Source organism: Roseibium aggregatum IAM 12614, from assembly GCF_000168975.1.
Lineage (GTDB): Bacteria > Pseudomonadota > Alphaproteobacteria > Rhizobiales > Stappiaceae > Roseibium > Roseibium aggregatum.
In genome coordinates, this window is sequence record NZ_AAUW01000014.1 from 135,515 (window position 1) to 147,433 (window position 11,919).

Annotated in this window: 10 protein-coding genes; 1 reads left to right on the forward strand and 9 read right to left on the reverse strand. The window is 60.7% G+C overall.

The window, feature by feature from the left end; all coding sequences use genetic code 11:
* Positions 1-85: 85 nt before the first annotated feature.
* Together SIAM614_RS19140 and SIAM614_RS19145 are read right to left on the reverse strand one after the other, a co-directional pair.
* Positions 86-1,279 carry an efflux RND transporter periplasmic adaptor subunit gene (locus SIAM614_RS19140; RefSeq protein ID WP_006937060.1) on the reverse strand — a complete coding sequence of 398 codons (1,194 nt, stop codon included), beginning with the start codon at positions 1,277-1,279 and terminating at the stop codon, positions 86-88.
* A 59-nt stretch (positions 1,280-1,338) separates the two neighbouring features.
* Complete coding sequence (locus tag SIAM614_RS19145) at positions 1,339-2,136, reverse strand: alpha/beta hydrolase fold domain-containing protein (RefSeq protein ID WP_006937063.1); 798 nt, start codon at positions 2,134-2,136, stop codon at positions 1,339-1,341.
* 167 nt (positions 2,137-2,303) lie between these two features.
* On the opposite strand from SIAM614_RS19145, the gene SIAM614_RS19150 reads away from it, so the two are divergent.
* The gene (locus SIAM614_RS19150) at positions 2,304-3,218 is read left to right on the forward strand and encodes a LysR family transcriptional regulator (RefSeq protein WP_006937066.1); all 915 of its coding nucleotides are present in this window, start codon (positions 2,304-2,306) and stop codon (positions 3,216-3,218) included.
* A 41-nt stretch (positions 3,219-3,259) separates the two neighbouring features.
* On the opposite strand, the gene SIAM614_RS19155 is transcribed toward SIAM614_RS19150, so the two are convergent.
* From SIAM614_RS19155 to pdxR, 7 genes are all read right to left on the reverse strand, one after another.
* On the reverse strand, positions 3,260-4,558 hold the full coding sequence (locus SIAM614_RS19155) for an NAD(P)/FAD-dependent oxidoreductase (RefSeq protein ID WP_006937067.1): 1,299 nt from the start codon (positions 4,556-4,558) through the stop codon (positions 3,260-3,262).
* A gap of 8 nt (positions 4,559-4,566) precedes the next feature.
* Positions 4,567-6,189: a GMC family oxidoreductase gene (locus tag SIAM614_RS19160; protein WP_006937068.1), complete on the reverse strand. Its 1,623-nt coding sequence runs from the start codon at positions 6,187-6,189 to the stop codon at positions 4,567-4,569.
* 8 nt (positions 6,190-6,197) lie between these two features.
* A complete protein-coding gene (locus SIAM614_RS19165) occupies positions 6,198-7,058 on the reverse strand; it encodes an ABC transporter permease (RefSeq protein ID WP_006937069.1) in 861 nt (286 codons plus the stop codon).
* A gap of 12 nt (positions 7,059-7,070) precedes the next feature.
* The gene (locus tag SIAM614_RS19170) at positions 7,071-7,943 is read right to left on the reverse strand and encodes an ABC transporter permease (protein ID WP_006937070.1); all 873 of its coding nucleotides are present in this window, start codon (positions 7,941-7,943) and stop codon (positions 7,071-7,073) included.
* Positions 7,940-9,064 (reverse strand): ABC transporter ATP-binding protein, encoded by a 1,125-nt coding sequence (locus tag SIAM614_RS19175; protein WP_006937072.1) that lies wholly within the window; start codon positions 9,062-9,064, stop codon positions 7,940-7,942. Before SIAM614_RS19175 ends, SIAM614_RS19170 begins: the two co-directional genes overlap by 4 nt.
* A gap of 138 nt (positions 9,065-9,202) precedes the next feature.
* Positions 9,203-10,279 carry an extracellular solute-binding protein gene (locus tag SIAM614_RS19180; protein ID WP_006937073.1) on the reverse strand — a complete coding sequence of 359 codons (1,077 nt, stop codon included), beginning with the start codon at positions 10,277-10,279 and terminating at the stop codon, positions 9,203-9,205.
* Positions 10,280-10,394: 115 nt separating this feature from the next.
* On the reverse strand, positions 10,395-11,882 hold the full coding sequence (gene pdxR, locus SIAM614_RS19185; RefSeq protein ID WP_006937074.1) for a MocR-like pyridoxine biosynthesis transcription factor PdxR: 1,488 nt from the start codon (positions 11,880-11,882) through the stop codon (positions 10,395-10,397).
* Positions 11,883-11,919: the final 37 nt, after the last annotated feature.

Genomic DNA, 11,919 nt, shown 5'->3' on the forward strand with positions numbered 1-11,919 from the left:
TCCCCGGCCGGTGGCGGTGCCGCCGGCAATCATGACTTGAATTGTTGGAGAGGAGAGGCGGAGCGCCCGGGCTCCGCCTGTTCACTTAGTTCGAGGCGGCGGCGACGTCGTTTTCGACCTGCGGATCGACGAGCGCGCCTGAACGGATGCGTTGCAGGCCGTTGACGACGATGCGTTCACCCGGTTCGAGCCCGCTGTTGACGATGCGTGCACCTTCGGCGGTCCTGCCGAGGTCGATCGACCTGTAGGCCACCTTGTTGTCGTCGCCGACAACGTAGACGTATTTCTTGTCCTGGTCGGTGCCGATGGCGCGTTCGCTGATCAGGACTTTCTGTTCCGGCCTGGGTTCACCCATGCGGATGCGCACGAACTGGCCCGGAATCAGCTTGCCGCCGGGATTGTCAAAGACAGCCCTGACGCCGATGGTACCGCTGACGGCATCAACCTGGTTGTCGACCAGTTGAAGCTTGCCCTTCACCGGATGTCCGGCGGTTGCCGAGGTTTCGATTTCCACCGGGATCATGTCCAGCGGCGGTACCGCCGCATCTGTTTCCGGCAGCTCTGCCAGAACCCGTGAGACCAGATCTTCACTTGCGTTGAAGCTTGCATAGATCGGGTCGACGGAGACGAGGGTGGTCAGGGCCGGTGAGGCGGATCCCGCGGCAACCAGATTACCGACGGTGATCTCGATCTTGCCGACGCGGCCGGAGACGGGTGCCAGCACCTTGGTGTAACCGAGTTCCAGCTTGGCGGATCTGAGGGCTGCCTTCGCCGATCTGAGGTTGGCTTGAGCTTCGGCGTAGGCATTGTGACGCTGGTCGAGAACGCTTTGGGAGATGGTTCGGTTTTCGATCAGCTTGTTGCCGCGATCCAGTTCCAGCTTGGCGAGGTTGAGCTGGGTTTGCGCCAGTTCGACCTGACCTTCCCTTTGGGCGACGGCAGCTTCATAGGGAGCCGGATCAATGGTGAAGAGCAGGTCACCGGCTTCCACCAGCGCGCCTTCACGGAAATCGACCGACTGGATGGCACCGGCGACACGGGAGCGGATCTGCACCCGGTCGACGGCTTCCAGCCTGCCGGAAAAATCTTCCCATACGGTGATTTCGCGGGACTTGACCTCTGCCACGGTCACCGGCACCGCCGGAATGGCGACCGTACCGCCGGCGGCTGTCGCCGGGCTGCTGACAGGAAGGTTCATGACGAGGACAGCGGCTGAAACAGAGACAGCAACTGCCAGGCTGGCGCCCGTCAGGGCCCAGATCTTGCTTCTTGATGTCATTGGTCTCTCCTTGAAAGCCCTGCCGGAAACACAACTACCAGAAGGGCTTGGGTACTAATTCAATGAATGCTGACGGACTGCACGAAACTGGAAAACTGTGCGGTTACTGTCTCTTGCCAGGTCGGGGCCTGATCCGTCTTTCCGCCGTAGAGTGATGGCCAGCCAGCCCCGGCGGGGAGAACATGCTGGTGAACGTCAACGCCTGCCTTCTGCAGGCAGGAGGCAAAGCCGAGTGTTTCGTCTTTCAGCGGGTCGTCCTGCGAGCACAGAACCAACGCCGGGGCCACGCCGGTCAGGCGTGAGCACATGCAAGGGGCCGCATAGGGGTGGCACATGCCGGTGCTGAGATAGTGGCTCCAGCCGTCGGCCCAGATATCCTTCATGCCGATGCCGTCGGCAGACTGAAACGAAGTTGAGCCCATGAAGGGGTCGAGCAGGGGCGACAACAGGATCTGTCCGTCAAGTTCATCGGCGAAGTGATCCCTGGCTTTCAGGGCGACAGCCGCTGCGATGTTGCCACCGGCCTCGACGCCACCGACGAGAAGCAGGGATTTGCGGTTCCCCAGGCCGGCGCGTTTCTTCGCCAGATAGGAGAAGATCGAAAATCCCGTTTCCAGAGGTTTCGGGAAAACGCTTCCGAGCGGCACGTTGTAATCCGGCATCACGACAATGGCGCCGGTTTCGGCGATGATATGCGCGACCTCACAGTCCTGCGGTAGCGTGCCTTGAAAGGCCCCGCCGTGAAAATAAATCAGGACCGGCGGCGCCTTGCTGTATTCAGCTCCCTGGTAGACACGTGCCGCCACGGGGCCGATGGCCACCTTGTCGAGCGTCATGTCCTTGATCTGCACCGTCATTTTCAGCGCCGTTTTGTGTCCATTGATTGTGGGAAGGCAGGATATACCAGCCCTCTTGCTTGTCTGATAGGTATTGTTGTTCCAAGTCTGGAATAAGGGGTATATTATTAGTTTCACTATTCGAATTTTCGAATAATAAGCCTATTTTTTGATCAGGACGCCCAGAAATGGATCAACTCTCTGCCATGCGCGCCTTTGTCAGGGTGGTTGAAACAGGCAATTTCACCCGCGCTGCCGACTCTCTCCAGATGCCGAAGGCGACGGTTACCAACCTGATTCAGAACCTTGAAAAGCATCTGCAGACCAAATTGCTTAACCGGACAACGCGGCGGGTGATCGTGACGACGGACGGGGCGCTCTATTATGAGCGCGCTGCCCAGATCGTATCGGAGGTCGATGAACTCGATGCCAGCCTGGCCCAGGCGCAAAACAATCCCGGCGGACGGCTGCGCGTCGAAATGTCGGGCGCTTTTGCAGACTGGTTCGTCATTCCGGCGCTTGGCGGGTTTTACGAAAAATATCCGGATATCCAGATCGACATCGGGATCGGTGACAGGACGGTCGATTATCTGGCGGAAAATGTGGACTGCGCCCTGCGCGGTGGTGCCCCGGCCGATCAGTCGCTGATCGCGCGGCGGGTGGCGGAAGTCGGGCTGATGACTTGCGCGGCTGCTTCGTACCTGAAGCGGGCGGGAATTCCGGAAAGCCCGGCGGATGTGCAGGCAAACCACCATTGCGTCAGCTACTTCGTTGCCGCGAAGGGTCGCACAAATCCAATGACCTTTCGCAAGGACGGTGAGGAAATTCTGGTCGACGGCCGGTATCATTGCTCGGTCAACGATGCCCGAAGCTATGTCGCGGCCGTGCTGGCCGGGCACGGTATCGCGCAGGTGCCGGACTTCATGGTGCGGGAGGAACTGGAGCGGGGAGACCTGGTGCCAGTGCTGGCGGAATGGTCCGCCGACACCATTCCGCTATATATCGTCTACCCGCCCAACCGGCACCTTTCGAACAAGGTTCGCGTTTTCGTCGATTGGCTGGTGCGTCTGCTTGCCGATATACCGGCTCCAGGCCAGTCCTGAGTGCGGCAGACGTTCGCGAACGACAAATGGGCACGCCAGCGTCAGATCCCGAATCTGTCCCGCAGCCGGTAGACCAGCACGGAAGGGGCCAGGAACCAGGGATTACCCTGGTAAAGCGGCCGCGTCCGGAAGGGGATCTTCTCAAAGGCGGAGGGGGCTTTTTCCAGGCCGGTGGCCTTCTGGCCGATGCGCATGCCGAGATAGCTCGCCATGCCGACACCGGACCCGCAATAGCCGCCTGCATAAAACAACCCCTTGTCCTCGCCCGCGTGGGCGAGCGTGTCGAAGGTGTAGCCGACAAACCCCATCCAGGCATGGCTGATCCGCACCCTGGCCAGGTCAGGAAAGAGGGCTGTCATGTCGCGGTGGAGTTTGAGCGCGCTGTTGCGTGGATCTGTTTCGCTCAAGGAAACCCGGCCGCCAAAAAGCACGCGCTTCCGGTCGGGCGAGAGCCGGTAGTAGTAGACCAGCTTTCTGGTGTCGGACAGGACCCGGTCCGTCGGGAACAGCCGGTCGATCGTTTCGCGGGGAATTTCCTCGGTCGCGATCACATAGGAGCCGATGGGGATCAGTCGCCGTTGCAGCCACGGTGAAAGAGGGCCGGAGTATCCGTTGGTCGCCAGAATGACCTTGCCTGCCTTGAGAGGGCCGCTGCTTGTCAGCACCTTGAAGCCTGACGCATCGCGTTCAAGCGACATCACCCGGCATTTGCCGCGCACCACCGCGCCTTCCGCCAGCACCTTGCTCAGAAGCGAAGGGTGATATTGGCTGACGTCGATGCTGCAGTGATGCGGATTGACGATGCCGCCATGATAGGCCTCTGTTCCAAGCTCCTTCGCCATATCGCTTTTCGGCACCATGAAGGCGTCGGTTTTCCAGACCGGATGCCCGGCGGTACAGTCCTTGGCGAGGCTTTCGTAAAGATGCGGCTTGTGGGCGCCGTGAAAACGGCCGGTTTCCCGCAAGCCCAGCTCAAGGCCGTCTTCCTTGGAAAGCGCGTGCATATAGTCCAGTGACGCCTGCCCTTCCTGGCAGAGTTGCGTCGCGAGTTCCTTGCCGTACCTGCGCGCCAGGCTGGAGAAGGATGGCTTGAGGCTGGTCGAAAGCTGGCCGCCGTTGCGCATGCTGCACCCCCAGCCGGGGTCTTCCGCATCGAGAACCAGCGTGCCGAGGCCTTCGCGGGCTGTCTGGAGCGCTGCGTTCAGCCCGGTGTAGCCGCCACCGACCACCAGCACGTCGATTTCTTCCGGCAGGCCGGTCTCCCGCAGAGGGACCTTCGGGGCGATGTCCTGCCAATAGGGTGTTGTCTTGAAGCCGTCGGCAAAAAGAGCCTGTGTCATCTCGTGCCTCACGCTGCGCGCGTGTCCTCCAGGATCAGATCCGCGCCTTTTTCGCCAACCATGATCGCAGGTGCATTGGTGTTGCCGGACGTGACCGTCGGGAAAATCGAGGCATCAATGACCCGGAGCCCGTCGACGCCGTAAACCTTCAGACGTGTGTCGACGACATTCTCCTCCGGCGCCGGCCCCATGCGGCAGGTGCTGACGGGGTGAAAGACTGTGGAACAGCGGCTGCGGACATCCGCCAGCATGTCCTCGTCGGTCTGGACACCCGGGCCGGGGGTGATCTCCTCGTCGATGACCGATTGCATGGCAGGGCTTTCGGCGATCTTGCGCATCAGCTTGCTGCCTTCGATCATCTCGGTGAGATCGCGGTTGGTGCTGAGAGAATTGGGGTGAATCTCCGGCACGTCGAACGGGTCGGCCGAGCGCAGGCAGATGTGACCGCGGCTGGTCGGCCTTGTCGGTTGAAAGCCAAGCAGGAAGCCGGGGAAAGGGTCCGGGTTCATCAGCGGGCGCTTGCCTTTGGGGGCCTTGGTGTAGCTGACGGGCGAGAAATACAGCTGGATGTTCGGCCGTTCACAATCCGGATTGCTTTTGACGAAGCCGCCGGCCTGGTTGACGCTGAGCGACAGCGGCCCGCTACGGGTCAGGACATAGCGGATCCCCTGGGCGAGCTTGCCCCACCACGGGTAAAGCTGCTGGTTCAGCGTCGGCACCCTGGACCGGTAAAGGTAATCGAGGCCGAGATGGTCCTGCAGGTTCTTGCCGACGGCCGTGTTGTGCACGGTGGAGGTGATGCCCTTGGCCTGCAGCTCCGCGCCATCGCCGATGCCGGACAGCATCAGGATCTGCGGCGAGTTGACGGCTCCCGCACTGAGGATCACCTCTCGGCGGGCCTTGACGCTGTGTTCGGTTCCGCCTCGGCTGTAGACAACACCGGTGGCCCGTCCGTTCTCAAGGATCAGCCGGGTGGTGTGTGCCCTGGTCAGGATGGAAACGTTCTGCCGCCTTTTCGCGCGCGAAAGATAGGCGCGGGCCGTCGACATGCGGAACCCGCTTTTCGCGGTTATCTGGTAGAGGCCGACCCCTTCCTGGGTCTTGCCGTTGAAATCCGGATTGCGGCTGAAACCGGCCTCTTCGCTGGCGGCCAGGAAGTTTTCGCACAGCGGATGGACGTCCTTGTCCATGGACGAGACGTAAAGCGGGCCGTCGCCACCGCGATAGTCGTCGGCGCCGTTGCAGTTGGTTTCCGAGCGCTTGAAATAGGGCAGAACGTCCTGCCAGCCCCAGCCGGTGTTGCCAAGGGCCTTCCAGTCCTCGAAATCCGCGTGCTGGCCGCGGATATACACCATGGCGTTGATCGAGCTGGAGCCGCCCAGCACCTTGCCGCGCGGCCAGTAACCCGAACGGTCGTTCAGGCCGGGGTCGGCCTCGGTGTGGTACATCCAGTTGATGTTCCGGTTATAGAAAGCCTTGCCGTAGCCGATCGGCATCCAGATCCAGAAATTGAGATCCGAGCCGCCGGCCTCCAGCAGGCAGACCGTGTATTTGCCGTCTTCCGACAGCCGGTCGGCAAGCACTGAGCCTGCCGAGCCCGCGCCGACGATGACAAAGTCGAACTCCGTCATGAATGCTCCTATTGAGAGGTCTTGTCACGCTGGATGGCAATTGACAGCAGCGCCAGCAGTCCGGACCCGACCATGAGCACGAAGGAGACGGCGTTGAGAACCGGCGTTGAGCCGACCTTTGCCATCCGGTCATACATGGTGATCGTCAGCGGTGCTTCCGAGCCGACAAGAAAAAGCGTGGTGTTGAAGTTTTCGAAAGAGACCAGGAAGGCAACGATGCCGGCCGCGATCATCGCCGGTCGCAGGAACGGCAGCGTGACGGTGCGCAACACGCGCACCCGGCTTGCCCCCAGATTGAAGGCGGCTTCTTCCATGGTGGCGTCGAATTTCTTCAACCGGGCGGTGATCACCAGCGAGGTGATGGTCGTGATAAAGGAAAACTGCCCGAACACGACAAGCAGAAGCCCAGGCCTCAGGAACTCAAGTTCCAGGTCGAACCTGTTTTCCATGTAGTTCGCGGTGTCGCTGGCCAGGACAAGAATGGAGATGCCGAGGATAACCCCCGGGATCACCAGCGGCACCACCATCAGAATGTAGAAGAAATTCTTGCCCGGAAACTCGCCGCGCACGAACAGGAACGCGTTGGTCGTGCCGACAAAGACGGAGAGCATGGCAACGAAGATCGCGATGACGAAGGAATAATAGAGCCCCTGCAGCAAACGCCGGTCGTGAAACATGCCGAGTTTCGGCTCGGTATCGCTGAAGAACCAGTCCAGCGTGAAGCCCTGCCAGGGCAGCGCCGGGAACAGGCTGTCGTTGAAGGCAAACGCTCCGGCCGAGATCAGCGGTGCTGCCAGGAAGATGAAGAAGGCAACGACATAAAGTCGGTAGCCCATCAGGAACGGGGAGGATTTCTTTTGCGCAAGCATCGTCTGTCCTCCTCAGCTCTTGGCCACGGTGTTGGCAAGGGTCTGGCCGGACAGTTTCAGGCCGAGCCAGATCACGACAGAGGTGAACAGCAGAAGCAGCATGCCGAAGGCCGCGCCGCCCTCCCAATTGAAGCGGGTGATGAACTGGTTGTAGATCTGTTCGGTGAACCAGCTCGAGTTCTTGCCACCGAGCAGGACCGGCGTCAGGTAGGAGCCGGCCGTCAGCATGAAGGTGACGATGCAGCCTGCCACGATGCCCGGCATCGCGTAGGGAATGATGATCCGGCGCAAGACGGTGAAACCGTTGCCGCCGAGATTATACCCGGCCTCGATCATGGAATTGTCCATGCCGTCGAGCGTGGAAACCAGTGGCACGATCATGAACAGGATCACGGTGTAGACGAGGCCGATGATGACCGCGATGTCGTTGTAGAGAAACTCGACAGGCTCGCCGATCAGGCCGGTCCACAGCAGGAAGTTGGAAATCACACCGGTTTCGCGCAGGAGCAAAATCCAGCCGAAGGAGCGGATCAGGTCGCTGACCCAGAGCGGGATCAGGCAGAGCAGGAACAGACCGCCCCGCGCACGCGGCCCCGCGATCTTGGCAATGTAATAGGCGATCGGAAAGCCGATCAGCAGAGCCAGGGCTGTGACCAGCAGCGACATGGAGCCGGTGCGAAGAAGGGTATTCCAGTAGATCGGCTCGTTGATGAAATCGAGATAGTTGGCGAAGCTGTATTCATAGACGCGCGGTGCCACCTTCTCGCGGAAGGACAGGAGCACCATGCCGATATGCGGCAGGATGATCAGAAGCAGGATCCAGAGCGCGAAGGGCGAGAACAGCAGGATCAGCGACAGCCGTTTGATGTCCTTGTTCTGCATCATGCGCTCTCCGGGCGGGCAAAGCACATGGCCTGGCGCGACGACCAGACCAGACGCACGTCCTCGCCGGGCTTCAGGTCGTTGTTGCCGGTCACCGTGACATCGGATTCGATCAACTCGCCGCTGCCGGTGCGCACCAGAACACGGCTATTGGCGCCGTTGAACAGCAGGCTGTCGATGACGCCGCTCATCTGGTTGTCGCCATCCGCCGCGGCCTGATCTGTCTCGGCAGCACGCACGGTGCGAATGAATTCCGGCCTGACGAAAATGTCGACCTTGTCGCCATCACGGATTGTCTGGCCGCTACCGGCGCTGAAGCTCATGGACAGGCCCTGATCCGTTTCGACCATGCCTCCGGTGGCGTCAGCGGATTTCACCGTGCCCGACCAGCGGTTGCTGTCGCCGACAAAGCCTGCGACGAAGGCGGTCTTGGGATGGTGGTAGAGTTCCTGCGGCGTGCCGATCTGTTCGAACAGCCCCTGGTTCATGATGGCGACATTGTCGGACATCACCAGCGCTTCCGACTGGTCGTGGGTGATGTAGATAAAGGTCGTGTTGAACTGGTGTTGCAGTAGCTTCAGCTCGATCTTCATCGCTTCGCGCAGCTTCAGATCAAGCGCGCCGAGCGGTTCATCGAGCAAGAGCACATCCGGGTCGAGCACCATGCAGCGGGCAATGGCGATGCGCTGCTTCTGGCCGCCGGACAACTGGTGGATTTCGCGTTCACCGACGTCGGGCAGGGCGATCCTCTCCAGCACGTCCTGAACCTTGCGCTTGATTTCGGCATTGTTCACGCCTGCACACCTGAGGCCATAGGCGATGTTCTCGTAGACGTTCATCATCGGGAACAGCGCCAGATGCTGGAACACCATCTTGACGTTGCGCCGGTTGGGCGGCACGCCAAGTACCGACCTGCCCTTGATCTTGATGTCGCCGGAGGTCGGTTCCTCAAAGCCTGCGATCATGCGCATCAGGGTGGTCTTGCCACAGCCCGAAGGGCCAAGGATGGAGAAGAACGAGCCGCTGGGGATCTCGAAGGAGACACCTTTGACGGCACGAATTCCGCCAAAGCTCTTGGCGAGGTCGAGACATTCAAGATCGTAGGCGGGAGAGGTATGTTTCATGAATGCGGGCCAACTGGAAAGGGATCGGGGTTTGGAGCGCCGGGTGGTCCCGGCTGCTTCTCTCCGGTGTTTTGATTGTTTCGAAGGGCAAGGGCTGCCGGAAGGGTTCTGGAAGGGTTCCGGCAGCCCTGAGCCTGATCAGCCGCCGGTGGCTGCCTTGATCTTCTCAAGGGTCTTGCCTTCCATGTCTTCCACGCCGGGAGGAATGTTGGCAAAGAACTTGAGATTGTCGATATCAGCCGCGGTGAAGGCCGCATTGACGGCTGCCTTCTTGTCTTCCGGCAGCAGGTCGGTGCCACCCTTGACCGCGGCAATCGCGCCGGTGCTGCCGGACATGATGGTCACGTTTTCCGGGCGCAGCACGAAGTTGATCCACTTGTAGGCGGCATCGTCCGCCTTGCCCTTGCGCGGCAGGGCAAAGGTGTCGATCCAGGCAAGTGCGCCTTCCTTCGGCGGAACGAAGACGATGTTCTGGTTCTGGTCGTAGAGCTTGTAGGCGGTGGAATCCCAGGTCTCGGAGGCCACGATTTCGCCTGACAGCATCATGGCGGACAGGTCATCGCCGCCCTTCCAGTAGGCCTTGATGTTGTCCTTGCACTCGATCAGCTTGTCGGCGACCTTGTCCAGAATGCCCTGGTACTTCTCGAGGTCCGAATAGGCCGCGAACGGGTCTTCTCCCATCGAGAAGGCCGTGCCGAGCAGGATCGTGCGCTTCAGGCGCATCGAAGTCTTGCCCTTGTAGGCCGGGTCGCACAGATCGGCCCAGCTCGAAAGATCCGGAGCCTTGGTCTTGTCGGCCATCAGCCCGGACGTGCCCCACTGGTGGGGAACCGCATAGACTTCGCCCTCGATCGTCGTGTTCGCCTTCACGCCTTCCAGCAGCTTGGCTTCCATGACGCTGGTATCGATCTTGGAAAGATCCATCGGCTTGTAGATGTCATATTCCAGCTGGGCCGCGTAGATGCGGTCGTGGCTCGGCTGGGCCAGGTCGAAGCCCGCACCGCCGGTGGCGCGCAGCTTGGCAATCATTTCCTCGTTGTTGGAGAAGGTGACTTCAACGTCGATGTCCGGATATTCTTCTTCAAATTTTTGGACCAGTTCGTCGGGGGCGTAAGACCCCCAGGTCAACAGGCGCAGGGTCTCTGCCTGAGCAGAGCCGGCACCCGCAAGCATGGTTGCGGCCAACAGGCCGGTTAGTGTTGTTTTCAAATGCATGACGTCCTCCTGAATGCACTTAGCGTACTAACCAGGAAAAAGCCTAGGTTGGAATTGGCCTGCCAAATATATCCATTGCAGATAATTTAGCAGTCCAATTGGCGAGGGAGGTACTTTAGCTGGTGCAGCAATCCGGCAGGATTTTCCTGAGAACCTTCATGCCTTTGCGGATGTCGTCCTGCCCGGAGCTGCCAAAGCCGAGGACGATGCCGCGCTGCGGTATCCGGCCAAGCGCGTAGCGGGAGAGCGGTGCGGTGGTGATGCCGTGTTTCGCCGCTTCGCTCACGATCCTGTCTTCATCGTATCTGTCCGACACAAGGCCGACGGCATGAAAACCGCTGCTGGTCGGTTGAAGATCGATCTCTCCTGCAAGGCCTGCCGCCTCCGCCATCAGGGTGTCGTGGCGGTGTTTGTAGAGCTGTCGCATGGTGCGGATATGCGTTGCGAACATGCCCTCATCCATGAATTCGGCAACGATCGCCTGGGTGACGGTCGGAACGCCGGCAAGCCAGGTCAGGCAGACACGCTCAAAACTTTCCACCAGACCTTCCGGTACCAGCACGAAGCCGAGCCTGAGAGCCGGAAACAGGGATTTCGAGAATGTTCCGATGTAGATCACCCGTCCGTGGGTATCGATGCTTTTCAGGGTCGGCGGTGGCTGATCGCCGAAATAGAACTCGCCGTCATAGTCGTCCTCGACGATCATGGCGTCGGCTTCGTTTGCCGCCTTCAGAAGCGCCAGGCGCCGCGACAGGCTCATGACGTGACCCAGCGGTTGCTGGTGGGACGGGGTGACGAAGGCGAGCCGGAAATAAGGTGCTTTTGCCAGCCCGTCCTCGATGCAGAGCCCTTCTTCATCAACGGCAACGGGGATCGGCCTGGCACCAATGGCAACGAAAGCGTTGCGCGCGCCGATGGCGCCCGGGTTTTCGAACCAGATCGGCTCACCCGGATTGACCAGCATGCCGCCGACCAGGGAAAAGGCGCGCTGGGCGCCGTTGGTGATGAAAATCTGTTCCGGATCGCACTTGATACCGCGGGATGCATTGAGCTGGCGGGCAATCGCCCGGCGCAGCGGCATATAGCCGAAGGGTTCGCCATAGCCCGCAACGTGGTCGCGGTCCTTGCGCCAGTGCCGGGCGGAGAGCTTCGCCCATTGCGCCATGGGAAAGGCGTCGAGCGCCGGCAGGGCGGTGACAAAGGCCTGCGATTTGTGCGGCAGGCGTGAGCGGAGGGTGAAGTCCGGAATCGCGTGCCGGGTGGCGTGGGACAGGCGCGGCACGACAGGTGTGATGTCGCTGGCCTCCGGTGACGGCTTCGGCGCAAGCCTTGCGTTCAGAGCCTCGCTGACGAAGGTGCCGGCACCGACCCGTGCCTCCAGCAGGCCCTCTGCAATCAGGCGGTCGATGGCATCGATCACCGTCGTACGGGAAACGCCGATCTCCTGCGCCAGCGTGCGTGTTGCCGGCATCCGGTCGCCCGGGGTCAGGGCACCTGTCAGCAGCAGGTCGCGCAGGGCCATGTAGAGCTGAATCGAAATTTTCTTTTCGGCCGTCTTGTCGATCTTGATCGACGAGAGCACAGCGCCCGCATGGCGTTTCATCGCATTCTCCCAAATTGGTATGAGAGATTGCGCAAAA

Bases quoted from the DNA above. Each gene is read 5' to 3' on its own strand.
- SIAM614_RS19140 (WP_006937060.1), bottom strand. From the start codon at position 1,279: ATGACATCAAGAAGCAAGATCTGGGCCCTGACGGGCGCCAGCCTGGCA.
- SIAM614_RS19145 (WP_006937063.1), bottom strand. From the start codon at position 2,136: ATGACGGTGCAGATCAAGGACATGACGCTCGACAAGGTGGCCATCGGC.
- SIAM614_RS19150 (WP_006937066.1), top strand. From the start codon at position 2,304: ATGGATCAACTCTCTGCCATGCGCGCCTTTGTCAGGGTGGTTGAAACA.
- SIAM614_RS19155 (WP_006937067.1), bottom strand. From the start codon at position 4,558: ATGACACAGGCTCTTTTTGCCGACGGCTTCAAGACAACACCCTATTGG.
- SIAM614_RS19160 (WP_006937068.1), bottom strand. From the start codon at position 6,189: ATGACGGAGTTCGACTTTGTCATCGTCGGCGCGGGCTCGGCAGGCTCA.
- SIAM614_RS19165 (WP_006937069.1), bottom strand. From the start codon at position 7,058: ATGCTTGCGCAAAAGAAATCCTCCCCGTTCCTGATGGGCTACCGACTT.
- SIAM614_RS19170 (WP_006937070.1), bottom strand. From the start codon at position 7,943: ATGATGCAGAACAAGGACATCAAACGGCTGTCGCTGATCCTGCTGTTC.
- SIAM614_RS19175 (WP_006937072.1), bottom strand. From the start codon at position 9,064: ATGAAACATACCTCTCCCGCCTACGATCTTGAATGTCTCGACCTCGCC.
- SIAM614_RS19180 (WP_006937073.1), bottom strand. From the start codon at position 10,279: ATGCATTTGAAAACAACACTAACCGGCCTGTTGGCCGCAACCATGCTT.
- pdxR (WP_006937074.1), bottom strand. From the start codon at position 11,882: ATGAAACGCCATGCGGGCGCTGTGCTCTCGTCGATCAAGATCGACAAG.